Origin of the sequence: Marinibaculum pumilum (genome assembly GCF_042646425.1) — a bacterium.
Lineage (GTDB): Bacteria > Pseudomonadota > Alphaproteobacteria > Ferrovibrionales > Ferrovibrionaceae > Marinibaculum > Marinibaculum pumilum.
Window position 1 is genome coordinate 64,653 of record NZ_JBHRTR010000025.1, and the last position, 22,674, is coordinate 87,326.

Consider the following 22,674-nt stretch of genomic DNA (forward strand, 5'->3'; position numbering starts at 1 on the left):
CCCCTCAGAGCTGGCGCACAGCGACCCGCCCGGCGCCGGCCGGGGCGGAGCGCAGCACATTGCGCAGCGGCAGGCCGAAGGGCGCCGCCTCGATCTCGAAAATGTCGCCGTCGGCGCAGGCCAGGCCGGCGGCGAAGGACAGGGTGGCGGTGCCGAACATGTGGACATGCACGTCACCCGGCTGGCGGAACAGGCCGTACTTGAAGTGGTGATGCTCCAGGTTGGCGATGCTGTGCGACATGTTCGCCTCTCCCGACAGGAAGGGCTGTTCGAAGAGGGTCGCATTGCCGCGCCGGATGCGGGAGATGCCCTCCACATGCGCCGGCAGGTCGCCGACCAGCAGTTCCGGGCCGAAGGCGGCCGGGCGCAGCTTGGAATGGGCGAGGTAGAGGTAGTTGCGCCGCTCCATCACATGGTCGGAGAATTCGTTGGCCAGCGCGAAGCCCAGCCGGCAGGGCGTGCCGTCGGGCGCGATGATGTAGACACCCGCGATCTCCGGCTCCTCGCCGCCATCCTCAGCAAAGCCGGGCATCGGCAGCGCCGCGCCGGGCGCCGCCAGCACCGAGCCATTGCCCTTGTAGAACCATTCCGGCTGCACGCCGGCCGCATCGCCGTCCGGCTTGCCGCCTTCCACCCCCATCCGGAACATCTTCATCGAGTCCGTCACCGGCTCATCGCCGCCGCCGGCAGCATGCATGGCGTCGCGGGTGGCCGCAGAACCCAGATGGGTCAGGCCGGTGCCGGTCAGGTGCAGATGCGCCGGGTCGGGGTGCAGCAGCGGCGGCAGCAGCCGTCCCTCCGCCTCCATGCGCGCCAGATCCACAGCGGCGCCCCGGCCCCGCGCGGCGATGCCGTCGCGAAGGCCCCGCCCGGCGGCGATGCAATCCATTGCGATGTCGTAGAGCGGGGCACCGCCGGCGACTTCGAAAGCCTCCGCGCCGTCGCGGACAACGGCCTGCACGCCGCCATCCGCCCGCTGTACCTGCGACAGCAGCATGACCTTCCTCCCCCGGTTGTGGCCCCGGCCAGGTTCCGCCCGACAGTGTCGGGCCGGACGGCCCGCAGATCAAACCGGCATCCGGGCGGGATCGATCAATCCTCGAACGGCCCCACCCGGCGGATGCGGCCCAGCAGGAAGGCGTCGGCGGTCAGGATCTGCGGCGCCGGGTCCACGTCCCGTTCGCCGGCCGCCACCAGGGCGGCGAAACGGTCGTAGATATCGGCATATTCTCCCGGTCCCTGAAGGCGCTGCGCCGCACCGTCGATTGCCAGTTCGGCGCCGCCCGCCGTCAGCGCCAGACGACCTCCGGCCCCCTCGACCAGGATGTCCCAGACCGGGTCGCCCTCGCTGCGCCAGTCGATCACCGCCTCGACCTGGAGCCCGGCCTCGCCCGGCAGTTCCCCCGCCAGCTCCAGCCTGGCGGCGATCGGCGTCTCCCGGTTGGCCGGAAAGTCGAGCGCCGACCGCGTGACCCGCAGCGGGGCGGGCAGGATCTCCGTCAGGATCGACAGCGCGTTGATGGCAAAGTCGAACGCGCCGAAGCCGCCGGGCTGCCAGATCCACTGCTGTCCCGGATGCGACCAGCGCACATCCTCCCGCCAGTCGACCCGCACCCTGCGGGGCCGGTTCGCCGCGCACCATGCCTTTGCCGGTGCGACGCCCAGCGCATGGCGGGAATGCCAGGTCGCGAACAGGCTCAGGTTGCGCTCCGCAGCCAGCCGGTCCAGCGCCAGCACCTCCGCCACCGTCACACCGGGCGGCTTCTCCAGCAGGACATGCCGGCCGGCGAGCAGCGCTGTCCGCGCCAGGCCGTAGCGCAGCTGTGGCGGCACGCAGAGCGCCACTGCCGCCACGTCGGGCCGCGCGGCGAGCAGCGCATCGAGGCTGTCGTGATGCTCCACGCCGTCGATGCCGCCCGCCGGGTCCGCCGTCGCGGCCAGATGGAAGCCGTCATGCGCCGCGATCGCCGGCAGATGCTGATCGCGGGCGATCTTTCCCAGACCGGCAATGCCGATCGCCAGGCTGCGCGCCATGGCGTTCTCCTTCATCCGCTGCGCCGCTCATTCTTCGTAGATCATCTTACGCGTCATGCCGCCGTCGACGGTCAGCACCTGCCCGGTGACGAAGCCGGCGCCGGCCAGGTACAGCACCGCTCCCGCGATGTCGGCCGGCCGACCGACCCGGCCCGCCGGATGCTGGTCATGGTCCGCAGGCGACAGATCCGCCTCGCCGGAGATCCAGCCCGGCGCGATGGCATTGACCCGGATCTTCGGGCCGAGGCTGATGGCCATGGCGTGGGTCAGCGCCACGACGCCGCCCTTCGCCGCGGCATAGGCCTCCGAATGCGGCTCCGACATGAAGGCGCGGGTGGAGGCGATGTTCACGATGCTGCTGGCCACCTCTGCACTACCCGCCCGCAGCAGCGGCAGGGCCGCCCGGCTCATCAGGAAGGTCCCGGTCAGGTGGCTGTCGGTCACCCGCCGCCATTCCGCCAAGGTCATCTCCGCCAGCGGCCGGCCATGGGCGCCGGCAATGCCGGCATTGTTCACCAGCAGGTCGAGGCCATCCCAGCCCAACGCCGCAAAGGCGCCGGCCACGGAAGCCTCGTCGGTTACGTCGCAGGCGAGGTGGCGGACACCGTCCGGCCCCGTTTCCAGGTCAAGGGATGCGATCTCCCAGCCCGCATCCGCCAGGGCAGCGCAGATGCCTATGCCGATCAGGCCGGCACCGCCGGTGACGATGGCATGCTGTGCATGGGTTCGGGTCATGCCCGAAGGCTAGGCATCCGGCACGGCCTGTCCAGCCTCCGTCATCCTGCCTGTTGGGATGGCCCGGGATCGCCCGGCCGGGCTATTCCAGCGCCTCGATGCTGACCCAGTCGATAACGCCGCCGGGCGGTCGTTCGTCATGCTGCTGGATGCCTCCGGGTCGATGGGCGACGACAACCGGATAGGCGAGGCCAAGGGCGGCATCTCGGAAGCGGTGCGGAGCCTGCAGCCGAACGACGAGGCGGCCCTCATCGTCTTCTTCACCTGCGGCGACATCCGGGTCGTCGTGCCCTTCACCGACGATCCGGAAGAGATCCTGGAGGGACTGGCCGGCATCGCCCCCAGCGGCGGCACCCCGCTGGGGGACGGCATCCGGTTCGCGAATCGCTACCTTTCCGACAATGCCCGCTACCAGGAGCGCAAACTGCTGACCTTCTCGGACAGGGAGACGACCTGCGGCGCGGGCGCCACCACGGCCGTCGCCGAGATCGCGCCGGACGAGCCGGAGGAACCGGCGGCGGAGGAGGCCCCCGAAGAGGAGGAACGGCCGCGCGAGATCGGCTGGAGCGCCTATCGTGCCGGCACAGACGACAGCCCCTATATGGCGAACTACTGGGTCGATGTGATCGAGTATCGCGAGAGCGATTTCGACGATCCGGCCCGGGACAGCGCCGCATTGACCGTCCGGCGCCACCCGGTCGCCTACGTCTCGTCGCGCGGACGCACGGTCTGATCGATCAACTGGTCGGGCGGCTGGGTCCGCGAGCGGACGGCCGAAACCGGGCCCGCCGTCGCGGCGCTGCACCAGCGGGCCGAGGGCATGCGGGCCGGCACCACCTCCCGCGACGATCTGGCGGACCAGGTACAGCGCCTGATCGGACCCGGCGCGGTCGCGCTGCAGGCGCCATGACCGCGCGTCGGGGCATCGCCGGACTGCGGCCGGTTGCGGCCCTGCCCCTCCTGGCCCTGTCCATCCTGGCCCTGTCCATCCTGGCCCTGTCCATCCTGGCCGTGCCCTTCGCTGCCCGGGCCGCTGGCCCGGTCGATGTCGCGGTGGACACCGACATATCGTTCGCGCTCGACGAACCCAAGGCGGAAGCGGCATGGCGGGTCTTCGTGCCCGAGCCGGGCCTGCTGGCGGTCGAAACCGATTTCGAGACCATGGACCGTATTGACGCGGCAGTGACCGATGACGACGGCCGGGTGATCGGCGATCTCGGGGCCCGTCTCGCCACGCCCGGCGCCTACACGGTCACGATCCGCCGGCGCGCGGGCGTCGACGACGCGTTCGGCATGAGCCGCTGGGACGGGAACGGCACGACCTCCCTCAACCTCTGGGATCCCGACACGGACGCGTTCGAGCCCAATGACGGGGAAGCGACACGGACCCGCTTCGCCCCGGGCCCGGACTCGCCGAGGGCCGGGGGCCCGGTCTCCCTTTACCCCCGGAACGACAGCGACCCCTATCTGATCGAAATGGACAGACCGGACTGGCTGACGGCCGGGTTCGCCGTCACCGAACTGCACGACCCGGATCTCGACCTCTGGCTGCAGGCCGACAATGACGATCGGACGCGCCTCGACAAGGGCCGCAGCCTGCGGCTGGCGGCCGGCAGCCACAGATTCCGCCTGATGGCCGACCGCCCCTTCGTGCTGCCGGCCGGCCTGACCCTCTCCTTCGCGCCGGACTGGGACACTTGCGAACCGAACGACAGCATGGAGACCGCCTGCCCGCTGGAGGACGGCATCGCGAAGCAGGTCAGCTTCTATCCCGACAGGGACCAGGACTGGTTCAGCCTCGACCTGCCGCGCAAGGGCGTGGTCGCGATCGCTTTGGCCGGACTGCCGCAGCCGGACTACGACCCGGCCGGCAACCTCATCCGCGGCGCCCGGATCTCGGTGTGGGCCCGCGGACCCGAGGGGGCCGGCATCCGGCATGTCCAGATCCAGGTCGCCCATGGCACGATCTTCATGGATGTGCCGGTGTCCGGCCGCTACCTGCTCAACCTGCAGGCGGAGTGGGTCGGCGGCGCGAACCCGGTGCGCGCCCTGGAACTGACCCCCCGCTACTTCGATGCGGCCGCGACCGGCGGGGCTGCAAAGGCACCGTTCTCGATCCTCGGCATCGATACAAGCCAGAGCCTGAGCTTCACGGTGCTGGCGGGGATCGGCCGGGGCAAGTACTACGCGGCGTCGAATGCCCGGGACATCGCATCCGCGATCCGCGACTTCATGGACCTGCCCGACGCGCCGACACCGCGGCCCGGCCCTGCGCCATCGCAACGGAGGAGCCTGGTCATCGACCGGGACCTGCAGGACAAGGACCCGGCGCTGCTGGTCGCCGTCCAGAAGGCGCGCGACGCCTGGCGCATCGACCTGAATGCGGACCGGCCGGAACCGGAAACTGCGGACAGGTCCGGCGACGATCCGGATGCATCGGCCGGCCGGCCGGCACGGATGCCGCAGCGTCCGACGACGACGGCGGGACGAAACGGCTGGACCTCACCGCCCGCATCCCGGTCGAGACGGACGACCGGCCCGCATCGCCGGAGCGGCAGCCGGAGGCGGCTTCTCCGCCGCCGCCCCCCGCGCCCGCGCCCGCGCCCGCGCCCGCAAGCGAACTCGACAGGCTGCTCGCCCTCGATGCGGCGCTGGAGGCCGACCCGGAGCTGCCGCTTTGGCGCCGGCACTACCGCCTGCCGGACGGCACCGTCGAGCCGCGCCTGGAAGCCGGCGGCACGCCGGAGATGTCGGACCCGGTGGAACGGTCGGAACGCCTCTCCCCGACCCTGGCCCGGCGCTACCTGACCCGGGCGATCCAGGTGCTGGAATAGCGGCCACGGGCGGCGCCCGGCCTCGCACATTTCCGAAAGAATGGAAGCGGCACCATATCCGCAGTCGGCATCCCGGAGGTGTTACCCATGTCTCCGGTACAAAACGTCACCTGGGCCTCGGGTCGATCAGAGGTCGGGAATCCCCTACACGCCCTCGACCACCCGCATGTCGCGCAGCACGCCAAGGCCCGGCAGCAGCTTCTGATAGGCCTCGCTCTCATAGGACCGGATCGCCGCGTCCGTGCTTTCGAACTCGATGACGACGGTGCGTTCCTGCAGGCCGGCCTCGAAGGTCTTCACCGGGGCGCCGCGCGCGATGAAGCGGCCCCCCGCCGCCTCGATCGCCGTCTTCGCCCCCGCGGCATAGGTGGCCAGGTTCTCGTCCTTCGGCGTCTCGCGATAGCAGACGACCAGATAGCCCTTGGGCATGCGCATCCTCCCTGTTCGACGGTGCTGCCGGGATAGCGCCTGCACCCGGACCGCTGCGGGTCTACGGCCTTGCCGGAGCAAAGACAATGCCGGGGCCGTCTATGGCACAGCGGCGTCCGGCGACCGCGCCAGCAGCTCCGCCAGCAGCGGGTTGGGGAAGCGGCGCTGCAGGGTCACCGCGAAGAAGGATTCCGCGATGCCGTCCAGCTGCGCCGCCTCCACCAGGCTGCCGGACAGAAGCTCGTCGCGCACCACGATCGGCGGGATCACCGCCAGCCCGGCATCCTGGCGTGCCAGCAGGCGCAGCATCGCCATGTCGTCGGCCTCCGCCGCGATCTGCGGGGTGACCGACAGGCCGGCGGCGAGCGCATCGAACGCCGCCCGCAGGGCGGTCTCCGGCGTCGGCAGGATCAGCGGCTCCGCCGCCAGCAGGTCGGCCAGCGGCCGCTCCGGGCGGCCAATGCGGTCCGCCGTGCCGACCAGGCTGACCGGCTGCTCCGCCAGGCGCCGGATCAGGTAGGGGCTGGCCGCATCCCGCGCCGGGGCGAGGTTGGTCAGCACCACGTCCAGGGACAGCGCGTCCAGGCCGCGCAGCAGTTCCGCCTGCGCGCCGGAGCGCAGCACGACCTCGACATCGGCGCGGCCGACGACGGGGCGCAGGAAGGCGATCTGGAAGTTCCGCGACAGGGTGGCCAGGGCGCCGACCCGCAGCGCCCGGCGGCCGCCGCCGCTGCCCCGCAGGGTGGCCAGCAGGTCCTCGGAGGTGCGGAAGATCGTCTCCGCATGATCCAGCGCGATCCGCCCGGCCTCGGTCAGCACCAAGCCGCGCCCCCGCCGCTCGAACAGGGCATGGCCCAGCGCCGCCTCCAGCGCCTTGATCTGGGTCGACAGGGCCGATTGCGACAGGTTCAGCGCCCGCGCCGCGCCGGTCAGGGTGCCGTCCCGCGCCACGGCACGGAACAGGCGGAGATGATGCAGGTTCAGGATCGCCATAGTTCTATCAGATAGAATGATCTCGAATATAATATGTAATTTTTTGATATTCGCACAGCCTGTATCAGCTGCCCCGGAGAAATAGCCGACACCGGAGCCGTGCGATGACCGCGATCCTGACCCTTTCGATCCTGCCGCCGCTTTCCTTCCTGGCACCACTCGTCCTGCTCGCGGTGGCGGCGCTGGCCATCGCCCGGCCGGGGCGGCGGCCGGGGCGCCTGCCGCGCCTGTCCGAAGGCGCCGCCCTCGCCGCGCTGGCCCTGGCCGGCGCCGGCCTTGCGCAACTGCTGGCCTTCGGTCCGTCGGGCCCCTCCACCCTGCAGGCGCCCGCACTGCAACTGGACGCTGTCGGCGCCACACTCACCCTGCTGGTCGCCTTCATCGGCTGGATCGTGATGCGCTATGCCCGGACCTATCTGGACGGCGAGGCGCGGGAGGGACGCTTCCACGGCCTGATGCTGGCCGCCCTGGCGGCGGTGCTGGTCCTCGCCCAGGCCGGCAGCCTGTGGCTGATGCTCGCGGCCCTGGTGGCGGTCGGGCTCTGTCTGCGGCGGCTGCTGCTGTTCTATGCCGAACGGCCGCAGGCGCGGCGGGCGGCGACCAAGTTCGCGCTGGTCTGGCATGCCGGCGACGTCGCGCTGGCCGCTGCCGCCCTGCTGCTGTGGCTCGGCCTCGGCACCGCCGACCTGGCCGCCCTGGCCGGGATCGCAGGCGCCGGTGCCGGCCTGCCGGTGGCCGCCCATGTCGCGGTCGCGCTGATCGTCCTGGCGGCGGCGCTGAAGACCGCGGCCTTCCCGCTGCACGGCTGGCTGACCGAGGTGATGGAGGCACCGACCCCGGTCTCCGCCCTGCTGCATGCCGGGATCATCAATGCCGGCGGGCTGCTGCTGATCCGCTCCGCGGAGCTGGTGCAGGCCAGCCCGGGCGCGATGGGCGCCCTGGTGATCCTGGGCGGCCTGACCGCCCTGTTCGGCTCCCTGGTGATGCTGACCCAGAGCGCGGTGAAGACCGCCCTGGCCTGGTCCACGGTCGCGCAGATGGGCTTCATGCTGCTGCAATGCGGGCTGGGGCTCTGGGCGCTGGCGCTGCTGCACCTGGTCGCCCATTCGCTCTACAAGGCGCATGCCTTCCTGGGCTCCGGCAGCGCGGTGCGGGCGGTCGCCGCCATCCGGCGGCCCGGGCCGGTGGCGGTGCCGAACCTCGCCGCGGTGCTGAAGTCCTTCGCCCTGGCGGTGCTGCTCTATGCCGCCGTGGCGGCGATCTTCACCACCTTCACCGGGCCGAAGCCGCTGCAGGCCCTGGCGCTGGGCACGATGCTGATCCTGGGCACCGCCTACCTGGTGGCGCAGGGCCTGGCCGATGCGGCGCCGGCGGCGCTGACCCGCCGCACCGCCATCGCCGCCCTGGGCGCCGCCGCCGGCTACTTCGTCTTCCAGCTGGCAGCGGACGCGCTCTGGGGGCCGCACCTGCCGGCGCCGCCCCTGCCCGGCCCGCTGGAATGGGCGCTGATCGTGCTGGCGGTGCTGTCCTTCGCCGCGGTGGCGGTGGCGCAGACCCTGATCCCCCACTGGGCCCATCACCCGGCCAGCGCCGGCCTGCGGGTCCACCTGGCCAACGGCCTCTACCTGAATGCCGTCCTGGACCGCCTGATCGGCGGCTTCCGGACCGCGAAGCCGAACTGAACCGGAGGAGAAAGCGATGTTCCAGAACAAGATGCAGATCGCGCCGGCCCGGGCCTCCGGCATCCTGGCCGCGGCGGAACGCGCCGCGCATGCCATTCCCCCGGCCTTCCCGCTGGACGCGACCGTCGCGGTCAACCCCTTCGTGGGCCAGGCGGACGAAGACCTCGCCACCGCCGCCGCCCGGCTGGGCCGGGTCGCCGGCGTCGCCCTGACCCGGCCGCGCGCGGCTTTTCTCGCCGAGATCGCGGCGGGCCGGATCTCCGACGACGACCTGTCGGAGGCCCTGGCCGCCTGCACCTCGCCGCTGCGGCCGGCAAGCGTGGCCGCACTGAAGGCCGCCGCTTCCGCCCCACATCCGCCGGTGCAGGCGCTGCCGACCGTGGCAGAACTGGCCGCAGGTGCCTCCGGCACCGACTGGCCGTCGGTGATCGCGAAGAGCTTCGGCCTGTGGGCGGCCGGGCATTTCGACCGCGGCCAGGCGCTCTGGTCGCCGGCCCCGGGACAGGATTCCTATGCCGCCTGGCAGGCCTGGGCGAGCGTCGACCTGACGCCGGAGATCGCCGGCCTGGACGGCTTCTGCGCCCATGTGGCCGCCGCCCCCGACACGCCGGAACGGGCGATCCTGCGGGCCGCGGAGCGGCTGGGGATCGACGAGGCGGCGGCGGAGACGGTGTTCCACCGGCTGCTGATGGAGCTCGGCGGCTGGGCGCAGCATGCCCGCTGGCTGCTCTGGCGGGCCGAGCAGGCGGCGGGCAGCGATACCGCCATCGCCGGCCTGCTGGCCGCCCGGCTGGTCTGGGAGGAGGCGCTTCTGGCGGCGGTGCCGCAGGCGGCGGCGGACTGGACCGGGGCGCTTGCCGGCCATGCGGCACCGGTGGTGCCGAACGCCGACCATGTCGTCGACGAGATCCTTCAGACGGCGGCGGAACGGGCCTACCAGCACCGGTTGGACGACGCCCTGGCGGCGCCGGTGCCTCGGCACTCCCGGCCGGCGCTTCAGGCGGCCTTCTGCATCGACGTGCGGTCGGAGGTCTTCCGGCGGGCGCTGGAGGCGCAGGACCCCGGGATCGACACGATCGGCTTCGCCGGCTTCTTCGGCCTGCCGCTGGCCCACCGCCCGCACGGCTCGGAGCTGGAGGAGGCGCATCTGCCGGTCCTGCTGCAGCCGGCGCTGCATTCCGAAAGCAGCGCCCCAGAGGCGGCCGAGCGTGCGACCCGGATCGCGGCCCGCACGCTGCGCGCCTGGGGCCGCTTCCGGCAGGCCGCCGTTTCCTCATTCGCCTTCGTCGAGGCGGCCGGCCCGTTCTACGGCGCGAAGCTGGTCGCTGATGCGCTGGGGCTCGGCCATCGGCGCGAGAAGGCGCAGCCGGCGCCACGGCTGGACCCGGCGCTGTCGCCGGAAGCGAAGGCCCGGACCGCCGCCACGGTGCTCAAGGCGATGGGCCTGACCGCCGGCCATGCGCCGCTGGTCCTCCTGCTGGGCCATGGCGCGCAGGTCACCAACAACCCGCATGAGAGCGCCTATCATTGCGGCGCCTGCGGCGGTCATACCGGCGAGGTCTCCGCCCGCCTGCTCGCCCTGCTGCTGAACGACCCGGATGCGCGGGCCGGCCTGCCCGCCCACGGCATCGCTCTGCCGGCGGACACCCGCTTCCTGGCGGGCCTGCACGACACCACAACGGATCAGGTGATGCTGTACGACACGGAAGGCGCAGGCGACCTGACGCAGGCACGGGACTGGCTGTCGGCGGCCGGTGCCCGGGCCCGGGCGGAGCGCGCGCTGCGGCTGCCCGGGGCGACCGCCGGCACTGTCGCAGCGCGGGCCCTGAACTGGGCGGAGGTGCGGCCCGAATGGGGGCTGGCGGACTGCGCCGCCTTCATCGCGGCGCCGCGCAGCGTCACCGCCGGCGCGTCATTCGACGGCCGCACCTTCCTGCACAGCTACGACTGGGAGACGGACGAGGGCTTTGCCACCCTGGAGCTGATTCTGACCGCGCCGGTGGTCGTCGCCAGCTGGATCAGCCTGCAATACTACGGCTCGACCGTCGCCCCGCAGGCCTTCGGCGGCGGCAACAAGCTGCTGCACAACGTGACCGGCGGCATCGGCGTGGTGGAGGGCAATGGCGGCACCCTGCGGCCCGGCCTGCCCTGGCAGGCGGTCAGCGACGGCGCGGCGCCGGTGCATACCCCGCTGCGCCTGAGCGTGCTGGTGGAAGCGCCGCAGCACGCGATCCTCGACATCCTGGACCGCCATCCGCAGGTCCGCGCCCTGTTCGACAATGGCTGGCTGCACCTGCTGGCGCTGCGGCAGGGCCGCATCGCCGCGCGCTACCAGGCCGGCCTGACCTGGGCGGAAGCGCCGGCGGTCGAACTGGCGGCATGAATGCATGCGGGGGAGGCGGCGGCGGCGTCTTTCCCGCATGCAGGGCGGCGCCACGCCCAGCGTCTTGCTGCAAGTACCCCAGCGCCGAACCGCATTCGCCCCGGTCAGATAAAGACCAGCGACCTGCGAATTCTCGCAGCGACCTCGGGGACGCGGATGCCGTCCAGGCCCGCCCCGGTCATCAGGTCCACCTTGCGCCCGAACAGATCCTCGAGCGCTTCGGCCAGGCCCAGATAGTTGGCATAGGTCGGCGCGTCGAATTCGACATACAGGTCGATGTCGCTGTCGGGACGGGGCTGGTCGGTGGCATGGGAGCCGAACAGCGCAATCTGGTGCACAGAAAAGTGGTCGAGAAGCGCGCGATTGCTGCGGAGTGTGTTGAGAATGCCGGACCGTGACAACCCGTCCCGCACCACCGGTGCGTTGCCGGTCGGGAGCGCAGCGTCAGCCGCCTGGCCTCGATCCACCATGTCGCGTGCTCCCGGGCCGACACGGAAAGAGTGGTAGCGGAGGAGGGACTCGAACCCCCGACACGCGGATTATGATTCCGCTGCTCTAACCAACTGAGCTACTCCGCCACACGATCCCGTTCGCCTGCTGCCCCTGCGGCGGCGCGGAACGGGTCAGGCCGGGGCAGATACCGGGCCGGGGGGCCGGTGTCAACATGAATAATGGGCCCTTCGGGAAAGCGCCGCCGCGATCCTGCACGATCAGGCCTGCCATCATGGCATCAAGTGCCATCTTGATGGCAGGCCTGATCGCGTCCATATCTCGTCAGTCAAAGAGGTGCCCATGGCCGAACCGCAACTGTCCGTCCGCAGTGCAAGGGCGCGCGATCTCGCGCATCGTCTTGCACGGCGGGAAAACCGCTCGATCGCCGAGATCGTCGTGCGGGCGCTCGAGGCCTACGAAACCCGCCAGACCGGGCGCGAGCCTGCGGCCACGTTCTATGCGCGGATCACAGAAACCTGCGGAACCGATATCGATCTCGACTCTGTCATCCGGGAAAGCCGCTCGCCCCATGAGGGGCCGGAACTCTGATTTTTCTCGATACGAATGTCGTTTCGGAAACCCTGCGGAAATCGCCCGATGGAGCGGTCGTTGCCTGGCTCGTACGGCACGATGCCGAACTGGCCCTTTCGACAATTGTCATTGCCGAGATGGCTTTCGGCATCGCGAAGATCCGGCCGGACCAGCGCGCGACGCGTCTCGCCCGGGGACTTGCCGACTGGCGGCGACGCTTCTCGGACCGGATCTACGGCCTGACGGAGGAAGCCGCCCTTGCCTATGGCGAGATCATGGCCAAAGCCATCCGTCAGGGGCGCACGATGTCGGCCCCTGACGGCATGATCGCGGCAATCGCAAGAGTCCATGGCGGACGGCTTGCCACCCGCAACCTGGCCGATTTCGAACCTGCCGATCTCAAGCTTGTTTCACCCTGGACCTTCTGAAGAGGCACCTACGGATCGGTCGTCGCATCGCGTGCCGCGCCTTTCAGGCGATCGCCGCGATCGCCGCCAGGGTTTCTTCCGGCCGCTCATACTGCACCATATGGCCGGCCTGCGGGATCGCCGTCAGGGTGGCGCCCCTGATGCCATTGGCGAAGCCGGCGGCATAGGGGTCCTGCGGGATCAGCCGGTCCTCCGCGCCCCAGACCAGGGCGGTGCGGGCGCGGATGCGGTAGAGCCGGTCCTTCAGGCCGCGGTCGGGGATCGGGAACAAGAGCTTGCCGGCCATGCCCAGGCGGCGGGCATTGCCGATCATGAACTCCGACAGGAAGGCCGGGTCGTCCAGGTCCAGGCCGGCGGTCAGCATCGTCGAGCCCATCGCGGCGTCGTGGAACAGCAGGCCGGGCAGCTCGAACGGCAGCTTGGCGAAGATGTCGGGCATCGGCGCGCGGTCGTACCACAGCCCGGCCGGGCAGAGCAGGACCAGCCGGTCGACCGCCATCGGCGCCACCGCCGCCATCTCCGCCGCGATCATGCCGCCCATGGAATGGCCGGCCAGCAGCGGTCGCTCCAGCCCCAGCGCCTCCATCACGTCGAAGCCGTGCAGGGTGACGTCGAGCATGGTGCGCAGATGCTCCGCGCCCTCGCTGTCCTCATAGCCCGGCAGCAGCGGCGCATGCACCCGGTACCGGCCGGCCAGCGCCGCCAGGAAGGGATCGTCCGGGAACAGCCCGCCGGCGCCGTGCAGGTAGAGCAGGTCCGGCCCGGCGCCGCCCTGATAGACCCGCACCCGGCAGCGGCCGTTCGCCGTCTCGACATGGTGTGCCTGCATTGCCGCCCCCATCACTCGGCAGCCTGACTGTCAGTCGCCTGGGGAACGGCCGGCGCCGGCACCGCCCGGTCCGGCATCGGGTGGATCCAGAACCGGTCGTCGTGATTGCCGAATTCGGGCCAGAGGTTGCGCAGGCGCGGCATCACCTTCTCCGCGAACAGGCGGGTGGAGTGGCGCACCTTCTCGTCCGGCATGTCGCCGACATGGATCAGGCAGAAGATGTTGCCGACCCGCAGGCCCCGGATCAGCGCCTCCATCCGTTCCGCCACCGTGTCGGGGCTGCCGGCGATGATATGGCCGCCCTCCACCAGGTCGCCCCAGGACAGCGAGGCGAGCTCGTTCAGGCTGGCGCGGGTCAGCTGCGACAGGGCCTGCGCCTGCAGGGTCTTGACCGTGCGGTAGCCGGGCGCGTCGGCGAAGCCGGGGAAGACGTGCAGGCAGCGGTTGTAGAAGTAGGAGACATGGTCGGCGTAGAGCCGCTCGGCCTCCGCATCCGTCTCCCCCACGCAGATCGTCTGCGCGAAGCCGGCGCGATAGGGCGAGGGGTCCAGGCCGCGGGCGTCGACCTGCGCCCAGAAGCCGTCCATCAGCTTCTGCGCCCGCTTGTAGCCGGTGAAGGAGAGGTAGGAATAGGCATAGTCGTTATCGAGGCAGAAGTCGTAGGTCTCCACCGAACCGCCGCCGGGAATGAAGACCGGCGGCCGCGGCCGCTGCACCGGCTTCGGCCAGCAATTGGCATAGCGCAGCTGGGTATAGCGGCCGTTGAAGGCGAAAGGCTCGTCCGCCGCCCAGGCGCGCATGATCAGCTCATGCGCCTCGGCATATCTCTCCCGGGTCAGGGCCGGCACCGTGCCGTAGGCATAGTTGGTGTCCATCGAGGTGCCGACGGGAAAGCCCGCCACCAGCCGGCCGCCGGACAGCACGTCCAGCATGGCGAATTCCTCCGCCACCCGGATCGGCGGGTTGTACAGCGCGATGGAATTGCCCAGCACCACCAGCGCCGACCGCGAGGTCCGCCGCGACAGGGTCGCCGCCATGATGTTGGGGGAGGGCATCAGGCCATAGGCATTGGCGTGATGCTCGTTCACCCCGATGCCGTCGAAGCCCAGGCTCTCCGCATATTCCAGCTGGTCCAGATAGCGGTGGTAGAGGTGGTGCCCCTTCTCCGGGTCATAGAGCCGCGGCGGGATGTCGACCCAGACCGAGCGGTGCGCCTGCCGGAAATCGTCCGGCAGGTACGGCCATGGCATCAGGTTGAACCAGGTGAACTTCATCGGCGCCTCCCTTCCCCCGATCGCGCGCTGCCGCCGGTTCCGGCTTCCGCCGCCCGGCTTGTCGCCCGTCGCCGCAACCGCAACCGCCGGTCACAGGGCAGCGGTGTTCGGCACGAACAAGTATCGGCCGGGCGCGGGCTGCCGGGCAAGGGTGGCCGGACAAGTGGTGCCCAACAAGAGCCAGGGCCCGGACGGGCTGTGCAATGGCGCGTTTCCGGGGGATAATGCGAGCCGTTCGCAACGACCGACCGCACGGAGGGACCCGCCATGGCTGCCCGGACGATCCTGGCCCTTCTGCTGACCCTGCCCGCGGCCGGCCCGGCGGCTGCGGCGCAGCTGCAGTCGGAAGCCGGCGGCGGCCGGGTCGATGTCACCTATGTGGACCCGGCCGACTTCACCGACGCCCGCCTGCGTGGCGGCCATGGGCCGGATGCGCTGGCGCCGGCGCTGGACGGGCTTCGCATCCACCTGGAGGCGCTGGGCGGCCGCTTCCTGCCGCCCGGCCAGGTGCTGGAGGTGGAAGTGCTGGACCTCGACCTGGCGGGTCGGATCGAACCCTGGCACCTGCGGGCGCATGACGTCCGCTTCATGCGGGACATCACCTGGCCGCGGATCAGCCTTCGCTACCGCCTGCGGGAAGACGGCACCCTGCTCCGGCAGGCCGAAGAGGAAGTCAGGGACATGAGCTACCTGACCGGTCCCGCCTGGCGCTATCGCAGCCGCCCGATGCCGTTCGAGAAGTTCATGCTGGATCGCTGGTTCCACAGCCGTTTCGTGGAGGACCGGCCGCCGCCGGCATGAGGTCCGGTCAGGCGGCGCTGGCGCAACCGTCCGCTGAGACCTGCAGCGGCCGGGTCGCGGCAATCCAGCCGCCGCCCAGCACCCGCTCGCCGTCATAGACGACGCCGGCCTGGCCGGGTGCCACGCCTTCCTGCGGCTCCGCGAAGCGGACCTCCGCCACGCCGTCCGGGCCCGGCAGGATCGTCGCCGGCACCGGCGGCCGGGTCGACCGCACCCGGATGCCGGCTTCGAAGGCGTCGTCCACAGGCGCCAGCCAGTTGCACTCCCGCAGGGTCAGGCCGCCGCAAAGCAGCGCCTCGCGCGGGCCGACGACCACCTGCGCCCGGTCGGCGTCCAGGCGGACGACGAACAGCGGTTCCGCCGCGGCGATGCCGATGCCGCGGCGCTGGCCGATGGTGAAACGCAGGATGCCGTCATGCCGGCCCAGCACCCGCCCGTCCAGGTCGACGATCTCGCCGGGCTGCGCGGCGCCGGGGCGCAGCTGCTCGATCACGTCGGTGTAGCGGCCCTGCGGCACGAAGCAGATGTCCTGGCTGTCCGGCTTCTCCGCCACCGGCAGGCCGAGCCGGGCGGCATGGGCGCGCACCTCCGACTTCTCCATCCCGCCCAGCGGGAAGCGCAGGAAGGCGAGCTGTTCGGCGGTGGTGGAGAACAGGAAATAGCTCTGGTCGCGGCCCGGATCGCGGCCGCGCAGCATGCACGGGCCGTCCGGTCCGTCCGCGCGGCGCACGTAATGTCCGGTGGCCAGCGCCGCCGCCCCCAGGTCGCGGGCGGTCTCCAGCAGGTCGCGGAACTTCACCCGCTCGTTGCAGCGGATGCAGGGGATCGGCGTCGCGCCCGCCAGGTAGGTGTCGGCGAAATCCTCCATCACCGCGTCGCGGAAGCGGCTCTCATAGTCCAGCACGTAGTGCGGGATGCCGATCCTTGCCGCTACCTGGCCTGCATCGTGGATGTCCTGGCCGGCGCAGCAGGCGCCCTTCTTCTGTACTGCCGCGCCATGGTCGTAGAGCTGCAGGGTGATGCCGACCACGTCATAGCCCGCCTCCGCCAGCAGGGCGGCGGTGACGGAGGAGTCCACGCCGCCGGACATGGCGACCACGACGCGGTTCGACCAGCGCGGGCCCGGAAGACCGAGGTCAGGCAGGCCGGGATCGGGAATGTTCGGATCGGTTGCGGACATGCCGGCAATATATGCAGCCGCGTCGCCGGGGCAATCGCCGGGGCAACCGGCGGCTTTGTGCCCCCCTGCCCGGCCGGTCGACTCTTCCTGCCGGATCGGCAAAGCCTGCCGCGACCGGAATGGCAAATCCTGCCGCTGCCCCGCCCCGGGATCGGTCCGCTTCGGGCAAGCGGTTGAATCTTCAACGGATTCAGCCCGGCCGAAAAACTGGCCCATGCCTTGCAAACCCATCGCCCGAAACCGACGGGTGCAACGGGCACCGGACAACAAGGTGCCTCCGTATCGGTCCACGCGGCAGCAAATGCCGCACGGGAGCTCGGACGCGGCAGGAGCCGCTTGAAGGAATGAGGTCGCCATGGCCACCATGGAACAGATCGCATTGAGGGCCGATCCGGCCGCACTGGCGAAGGGCGCGTTCAACGGCGCCGACCAGGCAGGCCGCGGGGTGGAGACACGCCCCGGATTCGAGTCCTTCGCGGATATCCTCGCCGCCTCCGAGTCCGCCCGACGCAAGGACGAGGCCTATCAGCAGGCCTTCGACGACAGCGGCCTGGACGAACTGGAAGAGGAAAGCCTGCTCCGCGAGGCGGAGGAAGAGAAGGAACGGGCGGAGAGCGACAGGCCGGCGCAGGACGGGCGCGCAACGGTCACCGAGTTCCTCCCCTTCCAGTTCCGTCCGCAGCTGCAGGGCGAAGGCGGCCAGGGCCAGGGCGAGCTGCAGCAGCAGCTGCTGGCCTCCACCGCCGCGCAGGCGGTGGCCGGACCGGCCCAGGCCCAGGCCGCCCCGCAGCAGGCCGCAGTGCCGCAGGGCGACATGGTCCCGGGTGCCGAGCTGCAGGCCGGCCTCGCCACCATCAACAACCGGGCCGCCTGGCGCCAGGACGCGATGGCGGAAGCCGCCGTGCGCCGCGGCGACAAGCGCGAGGCCCTGGTGCAGCCGGCCGCGGCCGGCGCGACATCCCTGGGCGCGGTGTTCGGCAAGGGCACCAACCCGGGCAGCCTCATTCTCGCAGCCGGCGGGCAGGTCGGCGGACAGGGCCAGAACGGGAACTCCGGCTCTCAGTCCAACCTGGGGGGCCAGAACGGCCAGTCCCCGACCCAATTGCCCACCCAGCCGCTGCAGGCGCAGGCCGATCCCGCCGCCATGCAGGCACGCGCGGAACAGTTCGCCGCCGCCCTCAACGGCCAGGGTGCAGGCCAGGCAACCGGCCGCGAGATGGCGGGCCGTGCCGGCCAGGCGGCCGGGGCCGAGGCGCTGCGTGCGGAAGCCGCCGGCACCGCCTCACAGGCATCGGGCCAGAGCGCGGCGCAGTCCGCGCAGGCGACCAACGGCCAGCCGACAGCAACGCAGCTCGCGCAGCAGGCCGACCAGGCGCACAAATCGGCGCAGACCCAGGCACAGCAGGCGCCGCAGCAGTCCCGCGCGCCGCTGCCGCAGCCGCCGGTGGACCAGGTCGCCGTCCGCATCGCCAGCATGGCGAAGGACGGCATGGACCAGATCCGCATCCAGCTCGAACCCGCCGATCTGGGCCGGGTCGATGTCCGGCTGCACATGCAGGACGGTGCCGTCACCGCGACCGTGATGGCGGACAACCAGGACACCCTGGACCTGCTGCAGCGCGACAGCCGTTCCCTGCAGCAGGCGCTTCAGGATGCCGGCCTGAAGACCAACAGCGACGGGCTGAACTTCAGCCTGCGCGACGATGGACGCGGCGCGCCCACAGATGACGGCAATGGCGGGCGCGACTTCGCCGGCCGCGACAAGGGCGGCGAGGATGGCGAGGGCCTGCTGAGCGCAGAGGCCGCTGCGGTCGAGGCGCAGCAGTGGAAGAGCGACCGCGCGCTCGACATCGTGGCGTGATCGTGCCGGCACGAGAGCTTGAGGACCTGAACCGATGATCGGGGAAACCGCACTTGCAGGCGCGTCGAACGGCCAGCTGACCAGCCCGGACAAGGCCGAGGCGAAGCTGGCGGAGAATTTCGACACCTTCCTGACCCTGCTGACCACGCAGCTGCGCAACCAGGATCCGCTGGACCCGCTGGATTCCGCGCAATTCACCCAGCAGCTGGTGCAGTTCAGCCAGGTCGAGCAGTCGATCCTCGCGAACAAGAACTTCGACACCCTGATCGCCGATGTCCGCCGCGGCCAGAACGCCACCTACCTCAACTATCTGGGCGAGGACGTGGAAGCCTCCGGGTCCACGACGATGCTGTCGGATGGCCAGGCGCGCTGGAATTACACCCTGCCGGTCTCGGCGGAGCGGGCCGAATACGCGATCGCCGATTCCGCCGGCAAGGTGGTCGCCTTCGGCGAAGCGGTGCGCGACGCCGGCAACCATGCGCTGACCTGGGACGGCAAGAGCAATTCCGGGGTCGAGCTGCCGGACGGCGCCTACACCCTGGTCGTCTCCGCCTTCGACAAGACCGACAAGCCGATCGACGTCGGCATGACGGTGACCGGCAAGGTGACCGGCGTGGAGACGGTCGAAGGCGTCACCAGCCTGGCGATGGGCAATGTGCTGATCAGCGTCGACGACATTCTGGGCGTGCGCGCGCCCGCAACGAAGAGCGAGAGCTGAGCCCGGGCCGCCCGCCCCGCTGCAGCCCTATGACATGAGGAGAGCCCCGAGATGAGCCTTTTCTCCGCCCTGTTCTCCGGCGTGACCGGAATGAACTCACAGAGCACGGCGATGGCGATCATCTCCGACAACATCACCAACGTGCAGACGGTGGGCTACAAGACCAGTTCCTCGGCCTTCCAGACACTGGTGACCAATGCCGGACGCAGCGACGCCTATTCGGCCGGCGGCGTGCGGGTGAAGCCGATCGCCAATATCGACGAGCAGGGCCTGCTGCAGGCCTCCACCTCGGCAACAGACATCGGCATCAACGGCCAGGGCTTCTTCCCGGTGGCGCCGACGGCAACGTCCAACGACCGGCTGTTCACCCGGGCGGGCGAGTTCAAGCTGGACGCCGACGGCTATCTGAAGAACACCGCCGGCTACAACCTGCTGGGCCTGCAGCTCAGCCAGGGCCTGACGGACGCGCAGATCAACGCACTGAGCGTACCCGAGGTGGCGAACCTGACCCCGGTCCGGATTTCCAACTTCACCGGCACCGCGCAGGCGACGACCACCGCCGACCTGAATGCCAACCTGCCGGCCAATGCCGTGAACGGCGACACCTACACCACCACGATCCAGGTGTTCGACCAGAAGGGGCTGGCCAACAACATGCAGCTGACCTTCACCAAGACGGCGACCGCCAACGAGTGGACGATCGATATCGGCAACCCGACCCTGGCGTCCGACGGCACGGCCAACGGTACGATCACGCCGAACACCGGCACCGCGACGTTTGCGGCGACCGGCGCGCCGTCGGCCCTGCCCGATTTCTCCGCACTGGCGATCGACTGGGACAACTCGACCACCGACAGCACCGTCGACCTGGACATCGGCACAGTCGGCGATACCGACGGCCTGACCAACTACGGCGAGAGCTTCTCCGTTTCCGCCTATACCCAGGACGGCTACAAGTCGGGCAACTTCACCGGCATGGCGATCGGCACCGACGGCGTCGTCTCCGCCCAGTTCGACAACGGCCAGACGCAGAAGATCTACCGCGTGCCGATCGTCGCCTTCCAGAACGCCAACGGCCTGTCGTCGGAAACCGGCAACGTGTTCCGCGAAACCGTGGCCTCCGGCAATGCCCTGGAGAACTGGGCGGGCACCGGCCGCTCCGGCAATGTCTCGCCGAACTCCCTGGAACAGTCGACCACCGATCTGGCCACCGAGTTCGCCGACATGATCGTCACCCAGCGGGCCTATTCGGCCTCCGGCAAGATCATCACCACCAGCGACGAGATGCTGGAGGAGATCATCCGCCTGAAGCGGTGATCCTGAGCCGGTTCCGGCAGCGCATCCTGCGCCCCCTGCTTCGCCACGGCGCCCCGGCTTCCCCCGGGGCGCCGTTCGCGTTTCGGCCGGGCGACCCCCGCCTGCCCTTTCGCCTGCGATATCAGATGCTTGACCGGCCAACCTTGAATTCCCGTGTTCATTCCGGCGATTTTCATGTATCGTCCGACTAGGTAATTTTTGCCCGGTCCCGCCCCGCAGATATTGAAGGGCAGTCGACGCGGGCGATATTGCGTGCGGAAACCGGCACCGACTGCGGCTGCGGGGACCGGAGAACGGGGCTTCTGGCGCAGCGGTCCACAGGCGCAGCGGTCCACAGGCGCAGCGGCGTTGAGGCGTTGTTCATACTTTCGGCGTAGGACAGTCACCACCTCCGGAAGACCGGGACTGACGGAGGCGGGGTCAGGGTGACCGGAGGCGGGGTCAGGGTGACCGGAGGCGGGGTCAGACAGGGCGTTCTGTTGTGGAAAACTTACTGAATACCCTCCGCGGCCTGGGGGTCGCACGTATCGCGATGATCCTCGGCGTCACCGCCGGCCTGATCGCGTTCTTTGCCTTCCTGATCATGCGCGTGTCGCAGCCCGCGATGGGGCTGCTGTACAGCGACCTGAACATCACGGAGGCCGGCGCGATCACCAGCCAGCTCGAGGCGATGAACATGCCTTACGAGCTGCGCGGCGACGGCAGCCAGATCTACGTCCCCCAGGACGAGGTGCTGCGCGCCCGCATGTCGCTGGCGCAGCAGGGCCTGCCGTCCGGCGGCTCGCTGGGCTACGAGCTTTTCGACCGCACCGACAATTTCGGCGCCACCAGCTTCGTGCAGAACCTGAACCGCACCCGCGCGCTGGAAGGCGAGCTGGCACGGTCGATCCGCACCATCAACGGCGTCAGCAACGCCCGCGTCCACCTGGTGCTGCCGCGGCGCGGCGTCTTCGAGAACCAGACGCAGGAAGCCTCCGCCTCGATCATCCTGCGGCTGACCCGCACCCTGGACCGCGAGCAGGTGCGCGCGATCCAGAACCTGGTCGCAGCCGCGGTGCCCGATCTGCAGACCGGCCGCATCTCCATCGTCGACGACAAGGGCGAGCTGCTGGCCAGCGGCTCCGACGACCCGACCAAGGCGGCAGCCGGCTCGGAATCCATCGACGCAAGACGCAACTACGAGGAGCGGCTGCGCGCCTCCATCGAGGGACTGCTGGAGCGCTCCGTCGGCATCGGCAATGTCCGGGCCGAGGTCAATGCCGACATGGATTTCGACCGGGTCACCTCGAACATCGAGCAGTACGACCCCGACGGCCAGGTCGCCCGCTCCGTCCAGAGCGTGACGGAGAACGAGAATTCCAGCCAGGGCAATGCCGACAATGTCAGCATCGCCAACAACATCCCGCAGGAGGAGCAGACCGGCGGCGCCCGCAACCAGCAGGCCAGCCAGCGCTCCGAGGAAACCACGAACTTCGAGATCTCGCGCACCGTCACCACCCAGATCCGCGAGGCGGGTCAGGTGCGCCGGCTGTCGGTCGCGGTCCTGGTGAACCAGGTGCCGGTGACCGGTACCGACGGCGAAGTGACCTTCCAGCCGCGCCCACCCGAGCAGCTGCAGCAGTTGGAACAGCTGGTGCGCACGGCGATGGGCTTCGACGAGACGCGCGGCGACGAGCTGCAGCTGGTCAGCCTGCCCTTCACGGTGAACGAGCAGCTGGGTCCGCCGCCAGAGGAAGGCCTGCTGCTGGGCATGAGCCGGGCGGAGCTGTTCCGCATCGGCGAGATCGGCATCCTGGCGATCCTCGGCCTGCTGGCGATGCTGTTCGTGGTCCGCCCGATCGTCAACCGCATCGTGCGCGGCGCGCCGTCCGGCGGCCATGCCCTGGCGGCGGCCGGGACCGCCGGCCGCCTGACCGGGCCCGACGTGATCGCGGCGCAGCCGCGCGGCGATGGCGGCGACCTGCCACAGGGCGCGGACCTGGCACAGCTCGCGCGGCCGCGCTCCGGCATCGAGGAGATGATCGACATCGCCCGCATCGAGGGCCAGGTGAAGGCGTCGTCCCTGAGCAAGATCGGCGAGATCGTGGAGCGCAATCCGAACGAGGCGGTCGCGATCATGCGCAACTGGCTCTACCAGGGCGGCTGATAGGCGC

Annotated in this window: 20 protein-coding genes and 1 tRNA gene; 11 read left to right on the plus strand and 10 right to left on the minus strand. The window is 70.4% G+C overall.

Features of this window, described 5'->3' with window-relative positions; translation table 11 throughout:
• Nucleotides 1-4: 4 nt before the first annotated feature.
• From araD1 to ACFOGJ_RS10885, 3 genes are all read right to left on the minus strand, one after another.
• Nucleotides 5-997, minus strand: coding sequence for an AraD1 family protein (araD1, locus tag ACFOGJ_RS10875; protein WP_379900165.1), 993 nt, complete (start codon nt 995-997; stop codon nt 5-7).
• A gap of 95 nt (nt 998-1,092) precedes the next feature.
• A complete protein-coding gene (locus tag ACFOGJ_RS10880; protein WP_379900167.1) occupies nt 1,093-2,034 on the minus strand; it encodes a Gfo/Idh/MocA family protein in 942 nt (313 codons plus the stop codon).
• A gap of 27 nt (nt 2,035-2,061) precedes the next feature.
• A complete protein-coding gene (locus ACFOGJ_RS10885; RefSeq protein WP_379900169.1) occupies nt 2,062-2,769 on the minus strand; it encodes an SDR family oxidoreductase in 708 nt (235 codons plus the stop codon).
• A gap of 139 nt (nt 2,770-2,908) precedes the next feature.
• Between ACFOGJ_RS10885 and ACFOGJ_RS10890 the strand changes: the two genes are divergently transcribed.
• Both ACFOGJ_RS10890 and ACFOGJ_RS10895 read left to right on the plus strand, forming a co-directional pair.
• Entirely contained in the window at nt 2,909-3,502 is a 594-nt protein-coding gene (locus ACFOGJ_RS10890; RefSeq protein ID WP_379900171.1) for a vWA domain-containing protein, read from the plus strand.
• Between the two features lie 173 nt (nt 3,503-3,675).
• On the plus strand, nt 3,676-5,577 hold the full coding sequence (locus ACFOGJ_RS10895; RefSeq protein WP_379900173.1) for a hypothetical protein: 1,902 nt from the start codon (nt 3,676-3,678) through the stop codon (nt 5,575-5,577).
• A gap of 170 nt (nt 5,578-5,747) precedes the next feature.
• On the opposite strand, the gene ACFOGJ_RS10900 is transcribed toward ACFOGJ_RS10895, so the two are convergent.
• Together ACFOGJ_RS10900 and ACFOGJ_RS10905 are read right to left on the minus strand one after the other, a co-directional pair.
• On the minus strand, nt 5,748-6,032 hold the full coding sequence (locus ACFOGJ_RS10900; RefSeq protein ID WP_379900175.1) for a DUF1330 domain-containing protein: 285 nt from the start codon (nt 6,030-6,032) through the stop codon (nt 5,748-5,750).
• A 99-nt stretch (nt 6,033-6,131) separates the two neighbouring features.
• Nucleotides 6,132-7,025: a LysR family transcriptional regulator gene (locus tag ACFOGJ_RS10905; protein WP_379900177.1), complete on the minus strand. Its 894-nt coding sequence runs from the start codon at nt 7,023-7,025 to the stop codon at nt 6,132-6,134.
• Between the two features lie 104 nt (nt 7,026-7,129).
• Between ACFOGJ_RS10905 and ACFOGJ_RS10910 the strand changes: the two genes are divergently transcribed.
• The gene (locus ACFOGJ_RS10910; RefSeq protein WP_379900179.1) at nt 7,130-8,707 is read left to right on the plus strand and encodes a proton-conducting transporter transmembrane domain-containing protein; all 1,578 of its coding nucleotides are present in this window, start codon (nt 7,130-7,132) and stop codon (nt 8,705-8,707) included.
• Between the two features lie 16 nt (nt 8,708-8,723).
• Nucleotides 8,724-11,090 (plus strand): YbcC family protein, encoded by a 2,367-nt coding sequence (locus tag ACFOGJ_RS10915; RefSeq protein WP_379900181.1) that lies wholly within the window; start codon nt 8,724-8,726, stop codon nt 11,088-11,090.
• 104 nt (nt 11,091-11,194) lie between these two features.
• Here the strand turns inward: ACFOGJ_RS10915 and ACFOGJ_RS10920 are convergent, their stop codons facing one another.
• Both ACFOGJ_RS10920 and ACFOGJ_RS10925 read right to left on the minus strand, forming a co-directional pair.
• Nucleotides 11,195-11,560 (minus strand): nucleotidyltransferase family protein, encoded by a 366-nt coding sequence (locus ACFOGJ_RS10920; protein ID WP_379900183.1) that lies wholly within the window; start codon nt 11,558-11,560, stop codon nt 11,195-11,197.
• A gap of 31 nt (nt 11,561-11,591) precedes the next feature.
• Nucleotides 11,592-11,668: transfer RNA gene (locus ACFOGJ_RS10925), tRNA-Met, on the minus strand.
• A gap of 214 nt (nt 11,669-11,882) precedes the next feature.
• Here ACFOGJ_RS10925 and ACFOGJ_RS10930 point away from each other — a divergent pair.
• The gene (locus ACFOGJ_RS10930; RefSeq protein WP_379900185.1) at nt 11,883-12,131 is read left to right on the plus strand and encodes a type II toxin-antitoxin system VapB family antitoxin; all 249 of its coding nucleotides are present in this window, start codon (nt 11,883-11,885) and stop codon (nt 12,129-12,131) included.
• Nucleotides 12,131-12,541, plus strand: coding sequence for a type II toxin-antitoxin system VapC family toxin (locus ACFOGJ_RS10935; protein WP_379900460.1), 411 nt, complete (start codon nt 12,131-12,133; stop codon nt 12,539-12,541). The genes ACFOGJ_RS10930 and ACFOGJ_RS10935 overlap by 1 nt, the downstream gene beginning before the upstream one ends.
• 43 nt (nt 12,542-12,584) lie before the next feature.
• Here ACFOGJ_RS10935 and ACFOGJ_RS10940 read toward each other — a convergent pair whose 3' ends face one another.
• Both ACFOGJ_RS10940 and ACFOGJ_RS10945 read right to left on the minus strand, forming a co-directional pair.
• Entirely contained in the window at nt 12,585-13,370 is a 786-nt protein-coding gene (locus tag ACFOGJ_RS10940) for an alpha/beta fold hydrolase (RefSeq protein WP_379900187.1), read from the minus strand.
• Between the two features lie 11 nt (nt 13,371-13,381).
• Nucleotides 13,382-14,644 carry an LLM class flavin-dependent oxidoreductase gene (locus ACFOGJ_RS10945; protein WP_379900189.1) on the minus strand — a complete coding sequence of 421 codons (1,263 nt, stop codon included), beginning with the start codon at nt 14,642-14,644 and terminating at the stop codon, nt 13,382-13,384.
• A 267-nt stretch (nt 14,645-14,911) separates the two neighbouring features.
• Between ACFOGJ_RS10945 and ACFOGJ_RS10950 the strand changes: the two genes are divergently transcribed.
• Complete coding sequence (locus tag ACFOGJ_RS10950) at nt 14,912-15,445, plus strand: DUF3016 domain-containing protein (RefSeq protein ID WP_379900191.1); 534 nt, start codon at nt 14,912-14,914, stop codon at nt 15,443-15,445.
• Nucleotides 15,446-15,452: 7 nt separating this feature from the next.
• Here ACFOGJ_RS10950 and mnmA read toward each other — a convergent pair whose 3' ends face one another.
• Nucleotides 15,453-16,625 carry a tRNA 2-thiouridine(34) synthase MnmA gene (gene mnmA, locus ACFOGJ_RS10955; RefSeq protein ID WP_379900193.1) on the minus strand — a complete coding sequence of 391 codons (1,173 nt, stop codon included), beginning with the start codon at nt 16,623-16,625 and terminating at the stop codon, nt 15,453-15,455.
• Nucleotides 16,626-16,980: 355 nt separating this feature from the next.
• On the opposite strand from mnmA, the gene ACFOGJ_RS10960 reads away from it, so the two are divergent.
• The 4 genes from ACFOGJ_RS10960 to fliF all read left to right on the plus strand — a co-directional run bounded on the left by ACFOGJ_RS10960 (nt 16,981) and on the right by fliF (nt 22,667).
• Complete coding sequence (locus tag ACFOGJ_RS10960) at nt 16,981-18,486, plus strand: flagellar hook-length control protein FliK (protein WP_379900195.1); 1,506 nt, start codon at nt 16,981-16,983, stop codon at nt 18,484-18,486.
• A 34-nt stretch (nt 18,487-18,520) separates the two neighbouring features.
• On the plus strand, nt 18,521-19,204 hold the full coding sequence (locus ACFOGJ_RS10965; RefSeq protein ID WP_379900197.1) for a flagellar hook assembly protein FlgD: 684 nt from the start codon (nt 18,521-18,523) through the stop codon (nt 19,202-19,204).
• Between the two features lie 51 nt (nt 19,205-19,255).
• The gene (flgE, locus tag ACFOGJ_RS10970) at nt 19,256-20,521 is read left to right on the plus strand and encodes a flagellar hook protein FlgE (RefSeq protein ID WP_379900199.1); all 1,266 of its coding nucleotides are present in this window, start codon (nt 19,256-19,258) and stop codon (nt 20,519-20,521) included.
• 481 nt (nt 20,522-21,002) lie between these two features.
• Nucleotides 21,003-22,667, plus strand: coding sequence for a flagellar basal-body MS-ring/collar protein FliF (gene fliF / locus ACFOGJ_RS10975; RefSeq protein ID WP_379900201.1), 1,665 nt, complete (start codon nt 21,003-21,005; stop codon nt 22,665-22,667).
• Nucleotides 22,668-22,674: the final 7 nt, after the last annotated feature.